Source organism: Archangium lansingense (assembly GCF_026626635.1).
Taxonomy (GTDB): Bacteria; Myxococcota; Myxococcia; order Myxococcales; family Myxococcaceae; genus Archangium; species Archangium lansingense.
Window position 1 is genome coordinate 6,504,594 of record NZ_JAPNKA010000001.1, and the last position, 15,206, is coordinate 6,519,799.

General features: G+C 68.9%; 10 protein-coding genes. 3 read left to right on the forward strand and 7 right to left on the reverse strand.

The features are described from left to right. Positions 1-11: 11 nt before the first annotated feature. From OV287_RS26415 to OV287_RS26430, 4 genes are all read right to left on the reverse strand, one after another. Complete coding sequence (locus OV287_RS26415; RefSeq protein ID WP_267536808.1) at positions 12-2,285, reverse strand: ATP-binding protein; 2,274 nt, start codon at positions 2,283-2,285, stop codon at positions 12-14. Between the two features lie 90 nt (positions 2,286-2,375). Further along, positions 2,376-5,132 carry a YncE family protein gene (locus OV287_RS26420; protein ID WP_267536809.1) on the reverse strand — a complete coding sequence of 919 codons (2,757 nt, stop codon included), beginning with the start codon at positions 5,130-5,132 and terminating at the stop codon, positions 2,376-2,378. A gap of 267 nt (positions 5,133-5,399) precedes the next feature. Next, positions 5,400-7,829 (reverse strand): efflux RND transporter permease subunit, encoded by a 2,430-nt coding sequence (locus OV287_RS26425; RefSeq protein ID WP_267536810.1) that lies wholly within the window; start codon positions 7,827-7,829, stop codon positions 5,400-5,402. 168 nt (positions 7,830-7,997) lie between these two features. Continuing rightward, positions 7,998-9,140 (reverse strand): energy transducer TonB family protein, encoded by a 1,143-nt coding sequence (locus tag OV287_RS26430; protein WP_267536811.1) that lies wholly within the window; start codon positions 9,138-9,140, stop codon positions 7,998-8,000. Between the two features lie 213 nt (positions 9,141-9,353). Between OV287_RS26430 and dusA the strand changes: the two genes are divergently transcribed. Next, positions 9,354-10,409 (forward strand): tRNA dihydrouridine(20/20a) synthase DusA, encoded by a 1,056-nt coding sequence (dusA, locus tag OV287_RS26435; protein WP_267536812.1) that lies wholly within the window; start codon positions 9,354-9,356, stop codon positions 10,407-10,409. 6 nt (positions 10,410-10,415) lie between these two features. On the opposite strand, the gene mltG is transcribed toward dusA, so the two are convergent. Together mltG and OV287_RS26445 are read right to left on the reverse strand one after the other, a co-directional pair. Continuing rightward, positions 10,416-11,432 (reverse strand): endolytic transglycosylase MltG, encoded by a 1,017-nt coding sequence (gene mltG, locus OV287_RS26440; protein ID WP_267536813.1) that lies wholly within the window; start codon positions 11,430-11,432, stop codon positions 10,416-10,418. 141 nt (positions 11,433-11,573) lie between these two features. Next, positions 11,574-12,497: an MBL fold metallo-hydrolase gene (locus OV287_RS26445; protein WP_267536814.1), complete on the reverse strand. Its 924-nt coding sequence runs from the start codon at positions 12,495-12,497 to the stop codon at positions 11,574-11,576. Positions 12,498-12,562: 65 nt separating this feature from the next. Between OV287_RS26445 and OV287_RS26450 the strand changes: the two genes are divergently transcribed. Beyond that, positions 12,563-13,456, forward strand: coding sequence for a LysR family transcriptional regulator (locus OV287_RS26450; RefSeq protein ID WP_267536815.1), 894 nt, complete (start codon positions 12,563-12,565; stop codon positions 13,454-13,456). Between the two features lie 5 nt (positions 13,457-13,461). Here the strand turns inward: OV287_RS26450 and OV287_RS26455 are convergent, their stop codons facing one another. After that, the gene (locus OV287_RS26455) at positions 13,462-14,163 is read right to left on the reverse strand and encodes a type 1 glutamine amidotransferase domain-containing protein (RefSeq protein ID WP_267536816.1); all 702 of its coding nucleotides are present in this window, start codon (positions 14,161-14,163) and stop codon (positions 13,462-13,464) included. 109 nt (positions 14,164-14,272) lie between these two features. On the opposite strand from OV287_RS26455, the gene OV287_RS26460 reads away from it, so the two are divergent. Then, on the forward strand, positions 14,273-15,205 hold the full coding sequence (locus OV287_RS26460) for a LysR family transcriptional regulator (protein ID WP_267536817.1): 933 nt from the start codon (positions 14,273-14,275) through the stop codon (positions 15,203-15,205). Position 15,206 lies beyond the last annotated feature (1 nt).

Sequence of the window (15,206 nt, forward strand, 5' to 3'; positions counted from 1 at the left end):
GGGGTGTCTAGCTACGCGCTCGCCCGCTCACCGCGCTGATCGGGGGTGGTGGGCAGCTCCAGCGTGAACGTGGCCCCCTTGCCCGGCCCGGGGCTGTACGCCTTGAGGGAGCCCCCCAGCTCCTGGGCCGCCAGGGCACTGGAGTGCAGGCCGAAGCCGTGCCCGTCCTCGCGGGTGGTGAAGCCATTCTGGAAGATGCGTGTGAGCATCTCCGGCGCGATGCCCATGCCGTTGTCCCGCACCTCGATGTGGACATGGCCAGGGGAGGAATTGGCCAGGCTCACCGTCAGGTGCCGCTGCCCCTCGGGCACCACGTCCATGGCGTACTTGGCATTGCTGATCAGGTTGACCAGGATCATCAACACCTTGTGCTTCTCCGTCACCACGGCGGGCATCTCGGCCAGCTTGCGCTCCACCTTGACGGAGTGACGGCCGAGCGCAGCCTGATTGATGCGCAGGGCGTCCTCCACCAGCTCCCCCAGATTGACCGACTCATAGAGCTGCTGGGGCGTCCGGGCGTAGCGCTGCTGCAGCTTGACGATGGCGCCAATGTGCTCGGTGTGCCGGCTGACGTCGCCGAGCAGGGTCTGAATCTCCTGGCGTTCCACCTGCATGTATTTGCCCAGCCGGGTGATGAAGGGCAGCACGTTCTTTCCGCGCTCGTCCTGGGAGAGGAAGGTCGGGAGGTCGTTCCGGTGCTGCTCGAGCAGCTCCGCCACCTTCTCCACACTCTCGAGCTTCAGCGCGGTCAGCCGCTCCCGGGCCAGCAGCGTCGAGGTGAGGACGCTGTTGAGCACGTTGCCCACGTTGTGCAGGACGTTGGTGGCGATCTCCGCTCTGCCCACCTGCCGCGCGGTCTCCACCAGTTTCCGGTGGACTTCCTGAAGCTCCCGGGTTCGTTGCTCCACCCGTTGCTCCAGTCCTTCATTGGCCTGCCGCAGTGCCTCCTCGCGCCGGTGGATCTCATCGGCCATTCGTTGGAAGGAGCTCGCCAGATGCCCCAGCTCGTCGTCGCGCGAGGTGTCCAGCTCGACATTGAAGTCCCCCGCTTCCAGTCGGGCGGTGGCCTGGGTGAAGTCCAGCAGCGGGCGGGAGATTTGCTGCCTCAGCACCCAGTACATGATGACCAGCTCCAGCAGTAATGACACCACGCCGAACCCCAGCACATAGCGCGCTGCGCGGAAGGCGGCCGAGGACACCACCTGCTCGGGCAGCACCGTGACGGCGATCCACTCCGGGCCCTGCAGCCGGGCCACGGCAAGCAGCTCTCCGTACTCCGGGACCTCCAACAAGACCTCGCCGGGGGGAAGATCCTTCAACTTTTGGAAGATGGCGTGCAGGTGGGCTCGAGCCTCCGCGGTGCCCGCATGCGCGGAGACATCCTCCGGCTTCCCGGTGTTCTTCTGGATGTCGTAGACGCCCTCTCCGCTCTTCATCTTCATCTCGGGGTGGGCGATGAGCTGACCATCGTCGCGGAGCAGGATGTTGTAGGCCCCGGGGATGTGGTTGTTGATGGTGCGGCCCATCAAATCGTTGAGGAGCAGGTCATGGGACATGGTCCCGACATAGCGGCCGTCCACATCCAGCGGGGTCGTGACGGTGACCATCCACGTCTGGGTGGGCGGATCCTCGAAGATGCTGGTCCAGACGGATTCCCGCTTCGGGTTGTGCTCGGGCTGGGCGAGGGTGAAGTACTCGAAGTCCTTGATCGAAAAGGTGGCCTCGAGGTCCTGGAAGTAATTGGGCCCTTCTGGCCAATACCCCACCACCACGCCCTCCGGCAGCATGATGCCGGTGTTGGTGAAGCGGACATGGAAGGCGGGCGCATACTGGGACACCACATCGTAGGCGGCCACGAGCCGGCGGCGGAAGTCGGCATCGAGCGTCACGTCCTTGGGAACGAAGACGCCCGGCATTCGCGTGCCATCGAAGAGCTCGCGGCGGTTGCGGAGTGTCCCGTCGGGACGCAGGGCGAACAGGCTGTTGAAACGGGCGTCCACGTCCTCCTGGCTCAGGGTCCGGAGCCGCTCCGCCATGGCCACCTTCATGGCGGCGTGGTTGTCTTCCGCCAGCACGAAGAGGGTCTGCTCCCGCTGGCTGCGCTCCGTGACGTTGCGCTCGAGCTGCACGAGGGCCTCGTCGCGCAGCGAGTGGAAGATGTGGAGGTAGCTGAAGAGGGTGGTCAGCGCGATGATCACCGCGATGCGCACGCCCATCTTGATGAGCGTCGAGCGCGCCAGGGAGGACCGGGCAGGGAGGGAGGACGCGTGCTGTCTGACGACCATGTTGAGGTGCTCGGTCAACTGCTGGGGTGATGCTCTACCGGTACGCCCGGGCCGCTCCTCGCGGGAACAGCCCGGGCCTCACCGGACTGCTCAGGGAGTACTGAGAGGATCCGCCGGATTGCTGCCTGCCGCCCGCTCGTCACCATCGAGGAACCCGTCCAGGTCGCGATCGATTCCGATGCGTTGGCCCGAGCCCGGAGGCGTGCAGGTAAACGTCAGCGCACCGCCGCCCGTCATGAGGTTCGTGCGGAGGGCCGCGTCGGTCAGCAGCGGCTTGGACAGGCGGTCGGCCTTGAAGCTCCCCCCCTGGTAGACGAAGCCCACCTCGGCCAGCGCGATCCGGCCCTTGGCCACCAGATCGCACTCGCCGGCGTTCGCGCGCGCCACCAGCAGACTGAGGCGGGGGGCCACCACGAGGGCGTTGCTCGGCGTGAGCGTCACCTGCTGGCCGACGATCGGCGCCAGGTTGCTGTCAAAGGCCAGCAGGAACTGCTCCATGTCCGACTTGGCCTGGCGGCCCGCGGGCGTGTCCGGAATGCCCACCGAGTTGAAGATGGGGTGGAAGTCGAAGCCGCTGTTGAAGCGGAACAGCGTGTCGAGGGAGCCGTCGCTGTTGAAGCCGAAGCCGCGGACCTGATCTCCGAGGAAGGGGTCGGCCAGCTTGAAGCCGAAGTCGTAGCCCACGCCGAACATGCCGATCTTCTGGTACATGTTCCGCAGCTGCGGCGTCTTGGGGAAGATCGCCGTCGCGACGAAGGCCGGGCGGCCGTCCGTTCCGAAGAAGCCCTTGGCCGCGCCTGCGCTCGGGTTGGCGTTGGGATCCAGCGTGTGGCAGGAGTTGCACGAGCCGTGGAAGAAGCTCACGGTGTCGAAGTAGAAGTCCCGCCCGGCCTGCTGCGTCGGCGTGAGCGAGTTGTCCAGGTTGCGGACCGGGTTGGGCGGGTACGTCACCTGGAGCATGAAGTCGGTGAACTGCTGCATCTCCGCGGGCGTGAGCTGCGCGCTCCTCCCGAGCAGATCCATGAACGCCGGGTTGAACTGCTCGAACGCCGCGGCCTCGTCAAAGGCTCCGTCGTCCGGCTGGGCGCTCGACTCGGTGTAACCGCCGGTGCGATCCCCACGCCAGTGCATGGGCCCGTGGTTCGCCATGCCGCGCAGGCTCTGGGTGGACAGCGGCCCCTTCACCGGGTGGAAGTTGGGATCCTGGCCGAACGTGGGATCGTTGCCGAACTCGGGCGGCACCTGGGCGATGGGGTTCGGGTTGACCTTGTACACGCCATCCGGGTTGCCGAGGTTCCACACCAGGCTGTCGAAGTCGCCGAAGATGTGGCAGCTCGCGCAGGACGAGTCGCCGTGGCTCGAGCTGTGCTTCGCGTCGTAGAGGAACCGGCGTCCCGCCACCACGTTCGCCGGCTCGGGGTTGTGCAGCGTCAGGTGGGCGATCTCCTGACGCGTGGTGGTGTTGACGACGGAGATGCCGTTGTCGAAGCGCGTCAGCACATACATGCGCCCGCAGTTCTCATCCAGCACCATGCCGGTGGGACCGCCACCGCTCAGGGGAATCTGGTTCGCGATGCTCGGCACGAAGGTGTTCGCCTCGAGCGCGGCGGTGGAATAGACGCCGATCTTCGAGGAGCCAAACGCGGCCACGTACAGGGTGGAGCCGTTGGCGCTCACCACCATACCGAGCGGCTGCGCGAGGCTCTTCTCATTCTCCGCGTTGGGGATGGGCGCGCAGCAGGCCGCGTAGTTGATGTGCTTGTTGAGGTGCCGAGGGGCGACACCCGTGGAGCTCAGCACGGAGATCCGGCTCTCATGCAGGTGACCGCGGAGCGTCTCGCCCGCGAAGGTGCCCGGGCCCTCGAAGCGCAGATCATTCCGGGCCTCGGTGTTGCTGACGTACACCTTCCCGCTCACCGGGTTGACGGCCATGTTGAACAGGATGGTGCCCACGCCCGAGTAGTAGCCGGCCGAGCCGGAGAGCTGCACCGGCGGGGTGGCGTTGGCGTCAATCGCGAACACGTCCTTGTCCGGCAGGGAGAACTTCACCTTGTCCGTCCATGGCCGGCCCAGCGAGTCCACCCAGTCCTGGCCGTTGAAGTGAACGATGACGGAGGTCTCGGGTGCCGGCTTCCCCTCGAAGTTGACATTCGGTCCCGGGACGCCGCCCACGGCCTCGCCGCCGTTGGGCACGAGGATCTCATGAACCACGGTGGAGCGGTTTCCGGAGTGGAACGCCGCGGCGTAGACGCGCGAGCCGTCCGGCGTCACCGCGAGCGCGCGAGGGGTATCGCTGAAGAGGTTGACGATCGTCAGCGGGTTGCCGCCCAGCGAGGTGCCCAGGTTGGTGGCATCGAAAACCCAGACGTCCGCCCGGCCCACGCCCGGCGTGGTGAACTGCGGATCAAAGGGGACGTTCTGCCCGCGGTGGGCTGCCGTGATGAAGGCGCGGCTCTTGCCCGTCCCGCCAAAGACAATGTCGCGCGGCTCGTCACCGACGAGCAGGGTGCGCACCACGGTGCCACCGCGCCCGAGCGTGTTGTGCCGCACGATGCTCACGCTGTCGGACAGGTGATTGACGACCCAGACCTCCTCGTCGCTCCGCGCCGCGACCGCGACCGGCTCGAGTCCCACGGGCACCGAGGAGATGTGGGTGAGGGTGCCCGCTACCACCTGGAAGATCTCCAGGCGGTTGTCTGGCGTGTTGACGGCGTAGAGGAACTTGCCCCCCGGAGAGAGCGCGAGCGGCCGGACCTGTCCGCTCTCGAAGAGCGTGAACGATGACGCGGACGCTGCCTGGCTCGAGGCCAGGACTACGAGCCACATCGCGGCGAGAGCTGCCTTCATGCGGACTCCATACGAAGAAAGAATGAACTGCGACTGCTCGCAGCCGAACCCAAGCCTTTCCATCAGGAAGCTGTTCGGCGTCAAGCTGGGTGGAAAAATTCCGATCCCCCTGTGTCCGTCGTGACCCGGAACAGCGATTGGGCAGGCCGCGCGAGCGCCCGGCGCATGTTTCCAATGCTGTCCACTGAGGATCTCGAACGCGCCTTGGGATTCTACAGAGCGGATGCGGGCGAGCGGTGTGCCGATCCTGCTCGAGCCAACCCACACTCACGCGGAGTGCCGGGGCTCCTCGTCTGATTCCACTGGGAGTGGCAGGGCTGCCTCCTCCGCGGTGGTGGAGCGGGGGCGCTCGAGCAGCGCGAGCACGGCGGGGAACAGCACCGTGGTGCCCAGCGAGGCGCAGACGACGCCCAGCAGGGCGATCTCCCCGATGGAGCGCAGCCCCGGGTGGCGGGCCGTGAGGAGTGCGCCGTAGCCCGCGGCGTTGGACAGGGTGGCCACCACCGCCGCGACGCCCGTGGTGCGCACCACGTGGGGCAGCGAGCCCGGCCCCTCCTCCCGGTAGCGGTGGTAGAGGTGCACCGCGTTATCCACGGCGATGGCCAGCAGGTTGGGCAGCACCACCGCGTTGATGAAGTTGAGCTTGAGCCCGTAGAGGTACATCGCCGCCGGCAGACAGGCGAGCCCGATGTAGAGGGGCCCGGCTACCAGCCCCGCCCGGCGGAGGCTGCGCAGGCTCAGGGTCATCATCGCGAACACCGCGAGTGCGGCGGCGAGCAGCAGCCAGGGGCCATCCACCCTCACCAGCTCGAAGATGCGGTAGGCGATGAGGTTCGGATCCAGCACCTGCACCTGGAGGCCCTGGGCCCGGGCCAGCTCCCGCAGCTCGTCCATCTGGACGCCGAAGCGGTGCAGCGCGTCGGTGTCGGAGAGCGACTCCTGCTTGAAGGCGAGCACGAAGCTGCCCTCGCCATCCATCGCGGTGAAGCGGCGGCGCACCTCGGCGGGCAGCTCCTCCACACCGTAGGGCCTGGCATTCAAGAGGGCCTCCAGGCGGCGCAGCGCGGGGCCCACGCGCTCCGAGTCCCAGGCACTTCCGGGAATGCGCTCGAGGAACGCTCGCAGCGCGGTGCGCTCCGCCTCCACGTCAGCGCCCGTGCGCGGCAGGAAGTCGCTGAGGGAGACCACCTCCGCGAAGGTGCGATCCGTGCTGTGGCGGGCCTCCAGCTCACGCAGGGTGGTTGCGAGCTGGCCCGCCTTCGAGACGTCCTCGGCGAGGAAGATGGTGGGCGAGTGCCGCCGGCCGAGCTGGGAGATGATGTGATCATCCAGCCGGGTGGCGGCGAAGTCTCCGCGCAGCTTGCGCATGTCGGGCTCGAAGCCAATGGAGCCCACCACCGTGGCGGACCAGGCGGCCAGCGCGCACATGCTCACGACGATGCCCACCAGCGCGGGGCGGGACAGGCGCCACGCCTCGCGGCGGGGCCGGGCGGGAAGTGGCAGTTCGGCGCGTCCGGGCCGGAGCCGCTCGGTGAGGGCGATGAGCGCGGGGCCACTCAGGTACGTGGCCAGCACGGTGAGCATCACGCCGGCGGCGGCGATCCATCCGAACTGGGCGAAGGCCTGGAACTGCGCAAGCGTGAGCGCGGCGAAGGCCGCGGCGTTGGTGCAGGCCGAGGTCAGCGCGCCCTTCCAGGTGCCCAGCACGGCCTCGACGAGTGCCTCCGCGGCGGGAAGCTGGCGGCGCTCCTCGCCATGGCGCATGGCCAGGTGGAGGCCGTACTCGATGCCCAGCCCGATGAGGATGGCGACGAGGAAGCCGGTGATGATGTTGAGGTAGCCGATGGACTGCTGCGCCACCGCGAAGGTGACGAGCAACCCCACGCCCACGGGCGCCCCCACCACGAGCAGCGCGGAGAGGCGCCTGCAGGACAGGACGACGATGAGCGCCGCGATGGCGCAGGAGAGCATCGAGGCGCGCGTGAGATCCGCGCGCATCCTCCGGTCCTCCTCGAGTCGCAGCACGTGCGCGCCGGTGGCGTCCGTCTCCACTCCAGGGAAGTCCCGTGCCACCTCCGCGCTCGTGGCCCGCACCCGCGTCACCAACTGCTGGGCGAAGGCGAGATCCCCGGTGACGCCCGAGGGCTTCACGAACAGGTACAGCTCGCTGCCGTCCGCGGGGCTCAGGTACTCGCGCACGGCGGCGCGGGGCGCGTAGCGGCGGGCGATCTCCTCCATCGAGGGTGGCTGAGGTAGGTCCTCGCGCTCCACGAGGAGGGGGAGGGCGGCGCGTTTCTCCGCCTGGAGCACGGCCTCGAGGTCCCCACGCAGGGCACGCAACTGCTCCGCCGGGAGCAGGAGCAGGGCACGCTCCTCGAAGAAGCGCGTGTCGTAGCGGAACTCGACGTAGCGGACCTCTTCCAGGGCCTCCAACCGCGGCGCCAGCGCGTGGGCGAAACGGCGCAGGGTCTCCGGGCTCCCGCCGCGGGCTCGCAGGACCAGATAGCCGTCACCGCCGGCCTTATGGGACACGACCTCCAGCTCCCGAACTTCTTGAGTGTGCGCGGGGAGCAGCTCCACGAAGGAGCCCCGGAAGACGAGCCGCGAGGCGAGCAGACCCGACAGCAGCGCCGCTACCACCACACCCGCGAGCACCAGTCCGGGCCGCCGGTACGACAGCCGGGCGAAGCGCTCCATTCCTCTGTTGAAATCCAGATGCAAATCCAAGGACCCTCACAGATCATGGGAGCCAGGTCCGGCATCTTCTGGCTTCCTCCTCCGTGTGTCTCATGAATGCGCGGCGAGCCCAAGCGTCGCGAAAGCCCGGAAACAAATTGTAAGCGGGGCAGGGCTCGCGGGGTGCTCTCAGTAGTACGCCACGAGCGTCACGCGGACCTGACTCCTGCCCGCGAAGGAGGGGAGTGCGTCTTCGACACCCGTGACGGGGTCGAATGTTCCAACGATGCCCACGCCCCCGGCGCTCGGGCCTCCCACGGTTCGGAGCAGCTCGAACTTCCACTCGCTCACCACCGAGTCGCGGCCCATCAGGACCTCGGGCGGAAGTGACGGCAACTCCTCTTCGAGGTCCCGCACGGCCGCCACGGCAGCCTGATCCAATCCCCTGTTTCCAGAGGGTGAGAGGATCTCCACGGCGAGCACCTTCCCGTCAGCGGCCTGGGTGAGGCGCACCACCGCCACGCCTTCGCTGTGCGTCCACTTGTGGGGAAGCGTATAGGCCAGGTTCCTCTGGGCCTCCTCCATGCTCGGGTGTGAGGCCGGTCCACTCGCGAGCGGATCTGGCCGGCGGGGGTGGTCGAGCGGATCCTCCATCTCGCCGGCGCGGGAGAGCACGCTCGACACGTCGCGGGCTTTCTGGGCCACCTTCTCGTCCGTGGTTTGTGCGCGCTCGACGTCCGCATGGCTCTGGCGGAAGCGACTCAGGAGTTGCTTGCCCATGTCGCCGAAGTACGCGTGCGTCAGACCGCTCTCGGCGCGCCGCCGGGCCACAGTGTCGCGGGCTGTCTCGGCAACGAGCTCCTGGGGAGATGCCGGGTGCGCAGGTGCTCGAAGGCGGGTGCCCGGAGGCCCCGGCTCCGGTGGGGGCACGGGGAAATCCCCCTGGGGATGGAGCGCCAGGGAGTCGGCGCTCGGAAGCAGCGAGGGGTTCTCCGGACCTTGCTCGGCACGGGGCACGTCACTGGCCAGTGGGGCGGACGCGGGTGGGGAACTCGGCGCGGGAGAGCCGGGACGGGTCCTGCCGCCACCGCGCCCCGTCTCGCGCTCGCGCGTCTCCGGGCTCCTCGATGGCGGGGCCGAGGCAGGCGGCGGACTGGGGCGGGCAGGGGGGATGTCGACGATGATCACCTCCACCGGGCTTTGGGTGGGGGGAGGGGGCGCGGGGGGTTGCTCGGGCGGAAGTGGGATTCTCTGCCACCACCACAGGAGCACCAGGTGCAGGGCGAGGCTGAAGGCCAGGGCGAGCTTCAAGACACGGGATGGGTGCCTCATCTGCCCAGGCCCTCATGGTCGCGCGAGCTGCAATCCAAGGGTAGGCACGGGGCGGCGGCGGTGACTCCTAGGGTGGACGAGGAGCCAGGCCCCCGACTGCCCGCCCTGACACGCTTCCACTCACCTCGGATGGGGGGCCGCGGCTTCTCTGTTCGCTCAGTGCCGCGCTGCTGGCTTGCATGGAGGCCCGAAGCCCGGCATGGATGACCCCCGATGACTGCCCGCCTGCCCTCCACTCCCTCGCCTGCAGTGACGGAACACCGTCTCTCCGTCGCGCCCATGATGGACTGGACGGATCGCCACGACCGCTACTTCCTGCGCCTCATCTCCAAGCGCACGCGGATGTACACCGAGATGGTCACCATTGGCGCCATCCTTCACGGCGACAAGGCGCGTCACCTCGACTTCTCGAAGGAGGAGCACCCGGTCGCGCTCCAGCTCGGAGGCAGCGATCCGGAGCAGCTCGCCGAGTGTGCTCGCATCGCCGAGCAGTGGGGCTATGACGAGGTGAACCTCAACGTGGGCTGCCCCTCGGACCGCGTGCAGAACGGCATGTTCGGCGCGTGTCTGATGGCGAAGCCCGACCTCGTGGCCCGCTGTGTCGAGGCCATGCGCGGAGCCACCCGGCTGCCCGTCACGGTCAAGCACCGGCTCGGCATCGACGACCTGGACTCGTACGAGCTGCTGACGCACTTCGTCCGGACCATCCACGGGGCGGGCTGTGACACCTTCATCGTGCACGCGCGCAAGGCGTGGCTGCAGGGACTCAGCCCCAAGGAGAACCGCGAGATTCCTCCGCTGCGCTATGAGGTCGTGCGCCAGCTCAAGACGGACTTTCCGCACCTGACCATCGTGCTCAACGGCGGCGTGAAGTCCCTGGAGGATGCGCGCACGCACCTGGAGTGGGCGGATGGCGTGATGATCGGCCGCGAGGCGTACCAGAACCCGTACATGCTCGCCCTGGCGGACGGCCTGCTGTTCGGTGAGGAGAACCCTGCGCCCACCCGGCGCCAGGTGGTCGAGGCCCTGGTGCCGTACGTCGAGGAGCTGCTGTCGCGCGGTGTGCACCTGTCGCGCGTCACCCGGCACATCCTGGGGCTCTTCGCCGGGCAGCCGGGAGCGCGTGGCTGGCGGCGGGTGCTGAGCGAGCGCGCCTGCCGGGGCGGAGCGGGAATGGAGGTGCTCCGGGATGCGCTCGCCCAGGTGCCGGATCGCGTCCTGGACGAGCCGCCCGGGTCCGAGCCGGCCCCGCTGGCCGCCTCGGCGTAAGGGCTGTCAGTACACGTTGTACTTGCGGCGCAGCGCCTCGTGCTCGTCGGCGTTGCGCGAGGGGTGCAGGCGCCGCTCGGAGTCGTGGAGGTAGTACCAGAACTCGCTCGTCTTGGGGTTGAGCGAGGCCTGGAGCGACGCCACCGTGGGCGCGCCGATGGGGCCCGGCGGCAGTCCCTTGCGGTGCCGCGTGTTCCAGGGGTCCTCCAGGTCGCGCAGGCGCTTGAGGAAGGCCTGCCGGTCGTTCCACTCGGCCAGCTCGTAGCGGGAGGTCGCATCCACGCCGAGCGGGAAGCCCTTGTCCACGCGCTTCCAGAGGATGCCCGCCACCAGCGGACGCTGCGCCGGCACGGGCTCCTCGCGCTCCAGCATCGAGGCCATCACCACCACCTCGTGCAGGCTGCGCCCGCTGCGCTCGATGGCCTCGCGGTGGGGGGTGTAGAAGCGCTCGGCGAAGGTGTCGAGCTGGCGCTGGATGAGCTCCTGCACGTTGAAGGCGCCGGGCACCACCCGGTAGGTCTCCGGGTAGAGGTAGCCCTCGAGCGAGGCCCGGGGGAGGGTGAAGGCGGCGGTGTAGCGCGCGGGCTCGCTGGCGGCGGCGATATAGGCACCGGGCTTGATGAGACCCGCGGCGGCGAGCGCCTCGTCGGTGTCTCGCAGGCGCCAGCCCTCGATGACGACGAAGGGGACATCCTCGGGGATGGGGGCGCCCTCGAGCGCGGTGGAGAGCTCCGCCATGGTCATGGACGGGCTCACCGCATGGCGGCCCGCCTTGGGGGCGAAGTGACCGCGGCGGTAGAGGTGCCAGCGCCAGATTCGGACGTCGCGGATCAGCCCCTGGGCAGCGAGCTGGGTCCCCAGGCCGCGGCCCGTGGTGCCCTTGGGCACGGTGAACTCCACGGTGGCGGCGCCCGGAGGGGCCACGGCGCGTTGGACCTCGCGCTCCGCCCAGAAGAACGTGCCGGCGACTGCGCTCACGGCGAGGACGAAAACCCCAACCAGGACGAGAAGAATGCGCTTCATCGGCGGCGCACATTAGCACCCGTCCGCGCGGGCCCTAGGAGATGTTGGGGGCGGGACGCCCTCCGGACGCCCCTCTGCTCGCCCGCCGACTTCACACCTGGCCGGTTTGCAACACCCGGCGGGGGTTCACCGGCTGGGTGTTCACCGCTGGTGGCCGAAGCGCACATCCATCGCCGGGTGCTCGGTGGCGAGCTTGCGCAGGCGGCCGAAGCTCTCGGCGCTCTCGAGGAGGTCGCCGGAGAAGGTGCCCGGCTCGACATCGTGCTCCCAGCCCCAGCGCGTGTGGCTCGCGTCACCGGTGAGCAGCACGGGGCCTTCCGGAGTGCGCACGAGGTACGCGGTGCTGCCCGGCGTGTGGCCCGGCACCCAGAGCGCCCAGACCGACCCGTCCCCGAAGATGTCGAGCACTCCGGCGAAGCGGCCCGTGGAATCGGCCTCGAAGGCCCACTCGCTGATGGCGGCCTTGCCCTGGAGCGCGCGGTCGGTGCTGCCGCGCACGAACGCGTGAATGAACGCGCTGGACGCGGTTTCACCCGGGCCGGAGTAGATGGCGGTGCCCGCGGGCACGTCCGGCATTCCCGTGATGTGGTCGAAGTGGAGGTGCGTGATGAACACGCCCTGGAGCGGCTCCTGCTGCCTGGCGAGCCAGTCCCCCAGCGGGACGAGGAACTTCATCGTCTCGAGCTTCATGGCGGAGGCCACCAGGCCGCTCATCGCGGACTCCTTGGGGTTGTCTCGCAGCGCCTTCTCGACGCCGGTGTCCACGATGAAGGTGCCGCGCTCGGGGTGGCGGAGCACGTGGAAGTACACCTGAATCTTCTCCGGGCCGTCGGTGAGGCCGGCCTCCTTCGCTCGCGGGTGCTGGAGGTTGATGAGGCCGCTGCGGTCCACCTGCCAGTCGCTGGACGCGACCGTCTCGAGCGAGACCGGGCCCGGCTGGTCGATGACCGCCAGCAGCTCGGAGGACGAGCGCGAGACCCCGAGGGTGGACTTCTGGGTGGCATGGGTGCTCACCGCGCAACCGGTGAGCAGGGCAACGAGGGCGGTGACGAGCAGGTTTCTCATGGGCGTGACTCTACCCATGCGTGAATGGATGGAAATCGGGCATTTCGGCATAATGCCATCCAGATATGGATATCCCCTGGGAAGACGTGCGGCTGTTCCTCGCGGTGGCGGAGACGGGCAGCTTGAGCGGAGCGGCGCGGAGGCTCCGCATCGGTCAGCCCACTGTGAGCCGCCGCCTGGCCGCGCTGGAATACACGCTCGGCGCGGCGCTCTTCCGGCGGGGCGTGGAGGGGGCCTCACTCACCAGCGCGGGCGAGCGGCTGCTGGGACCGGCGAAGAAGATGGCGGAGTGGGCCGGTGAGGTGGGACGGGCCGTGGAGTCCTCGGACCGTTCGCCCCGGGGGCTCGTCCGCATCACCGCGACTCCCTTCCAGTCCTTCGACTTCCTGGCTCCCTTCGGGGCGTGGCTCGCGGGCAAGCACCCGGGCCTGCGTCTCGAGGTGCTCTCCAGCATCCAATACCTCGACCTCAATCGGGGCGAGGCGGACCTCGCGTTGCGCGCCAAGGCACCCACCCAGGAGGGCCTGAAGGAGGTGCTGGTACTCGAGTTCGAGAATGCCGTCTTCGTTTCGAAGTCGCTCGCCGCGAAGCTGCCGCGCAAGCCATCCCTCGCCGAGCTCCCGTGGATTGCCTGGGCACCCCCATTCGACATGGTGCCGCCGAATCCGCAGCTCGAGGAGCTCATTCCCGGGTTCACTCCGGCGTTCACCTCGGACAACTACCTCGTGCAGCTCGCGGCGGCGGAGGCCGGTCTCGGGGCCATGGTGATGGCCCGCAACCGGCACCGCTTCTCCCGCCCGTCCTCGCTCGTACCGCTGCCCATCGACCTGGGGCCCTACCAGCGCAGCTCGCTGTACCTGGTGTGCGCGAAGTCGGCGCTCGACATCCCTCGCGTGCGCCGTGTCTCGGAGCTCCTCGTGTCGGAGCTGGAGAAGGTAGGGGCCTCCTCCAGCTCCTGAGCAGCTCAACGCTCGCGCAACGCGCTCAACACCTCGCGGGCCACGGCCGCGGACGAGGCGGGGTTCTGCCCGGTGACCAGACGCCCATCCCGCACCGCGAAGCTCTTCCACATAGGGCCGCGCTCATACTTGCCACCCAGCTCCTTCAGCCGAGTCTCCAGCGCGAAGGGCACCACCTTGTCGAGCTTCGCAGCCACCTCCTCCTCGTTGGAGAAACCGGCCACCCGCCGTCCGGCCACCAGCGGCTTCCCGGCCTTGTCCTTCACCCCCACCAGCGCCGCGGGCCCGTGGCATACCGCCGCCACCACCGCCCCTCGCTCCCACTCCTGGCCCAGCATCCGGTGCAGCGGAGCGTACGCGGCCAGGTCCCACATGACGCCGTGGCCACCCACCACGAAATAGGCGTCATAGGTGTCCTTCACCTTCTCGATTGCGAGGGTGTTCTCCATCTTCTTCACCGCGGCGGGGTCCGCGAGGAAGGTGCGCACCACCTCCGAGGACTCCTGGAGGCTGCGCGGATCCGCCGGGGCCTTGCCTCCGTGCGGCGAGGCGATGTCCACCTGCGCTCCTGCCGCGGAGAACTCGGCGTAGGGCGCGGCGAGCTCTTCCATCCAGAAGCCGGTGCGCTCACCACTGGTGCCCATCTGGTCGTGGCTGGTGACAATCAACAGGATCTTCAACACCTTCATCGCAGTCATACCGCCCATGGCTCTTGCTCCTCATGCGGGGCGGGGTCTTCCCGCCACCTGATGGGACGATGAATAGCCCGGGGGCTGGGTGTAGGAACTCTCGGGTTTCTTCTCATAATGTAGAGCCATGCTTGTCAATCACGAGGGGCTCTGGACGCTGCTGGAGGTGAGCCGTGCGGGGACCCACGCGGCGGCGGCAGCGCGGCTGGGGGTGACGCCGTCGGCGGTGGGGCAGCAGCTCAAGGCGTTGGAGGGACAGTTGGGGCTGGCGCTCTTCGAGCGGGTGGGGCGGCGCTCGCGGCTCACCACGGCCGGGGCGGTGTTGGTGGCGCGGCTGGAGGAGCACCTGCCCGCGGTGGAGGCCGCCATCGAGGAGGCGAGGGCCGAGCAGACAGTGGTGCGCGGCGAGGTGAGGTTCGGGGGCCCGGCGCCCTTCTGTCGTGTCTGGCTGCGGCCTCGCCTGCCGCCGCTGTTGGCCCGCTACCCGGAGCTCACGCTCTCGGTACGCTTCGGGGTGGCCTCGGTGCTGCTCCACCGGCTGCTCGCGGGGGAGGTGGATCTGGCCGTGCTCAGCGTCCCCGCCGACGAGGTGGCGCTGGAGTCGCGCCCCATTGCCCAGGAGGAGTTCATCGCGGTAGCCGCGCCGCGCTACCTCGGTGAACGGGGGATGCCACGCACCGTGACGGACTTCTCCGCGCAGCGCTACATCGCCTTCGACGAGGATCTGGCCATGCTAACGCCCTGGTGGCATGCCGCCTTCGGGCCGCGCACCCCACTGCCCAAAGGGGTGGTGTGTCATATCGCCAACCTGGATGAGATGCTGGCCCTGGCTGAGGCCGGCTGCGGCATCGCGGTGCTGCCGGACTACCTGGTGGAGGACAGTCTGAGCGCCGGGCGGGTGCAGGCGCTCAAGCCGGAGCGGCGGCGCGGCTCACTGCGCCAGCCCCGAGGCACCCTGTGGCTGGCCTGGCGACGCGCGGCGGCGCCAACCGCGCGCTTCCTCGCGGTGCGTGACTGGCTGCTGGAGGCCAGCCCGGCGGCGCTTCAAGGGCCTCGTTGAG

Coding starts and splice junctions, on each gene's coding strand:
- mltG (WP_267536813.1), bottom strand. CDS start 11,432: ATGAAGCGCATTCTTCTCGTCCTGGTTGGGGTTTTCGTCCTCGCCGTG.
- OV287_RS26430 (WP_267536811.1), bottom strand. CDS start 9,140: ATGAGGCACCCATCCCGTGTCTTGAAGCTCGCCCTGGCCTTCAGCCTC.
- OV287_RS26445 (WP_267536814.1), bottom strand. CDS start 12,497: ATGAGAAACCTGCTCGTCACCGCCCTCGTTGCCCTGCTCACCGGTTGC.
- OV287_RS26425 (WP_267536810.1), bottom strand. CDS start 7,829: ATGGAGCGCTTCGCCCGGCTGTCGTACCGGCGGCCCGGACTGGTGCTC.
- OV287_RS26415 (WP_267536808.1), bottom strand. CDS start 2,285: ATGGTCGTCAGACAGCACGCGTCCTCCCTCCCTGCCCGGTCCTCCCTG.
- dusA (WP_267536812.1), top strand. CDS start 9,354: ATGACTGCCCGCCTGCCCTCCACTCCCTCGCCTGCAGTGACGGAACAC.
- OV287_RS26460 (WP_267536817.1), top strand. CDS start 14,273: ATGCTTGTCAATCACGAGGGGCTCTGGACGCTGCTGGAGGTGAGCCGT.
- OV287_RS26420 (WP_267536809.1), bottom strand. CDS start 5,132: ATGAAGGCAGCTCTCGCCGCGATGTGGCTCGTAGTCCTGGCCTCGAGC.
- OV287_RS26455 (WP_267536816.1), bottom strand. CDS start 14,163: ATGGGCGGTATGACTGCGATGAAGGTGTTGAAGATCCTGTTGATTGTC.
- OV287_RS26450 (WP_267536815.1), top strand. CDS start 12,563: ATGGATATCCCCTGGGAAGACGTGCGGCTGTTCCTCGCGGTGGCGGAG.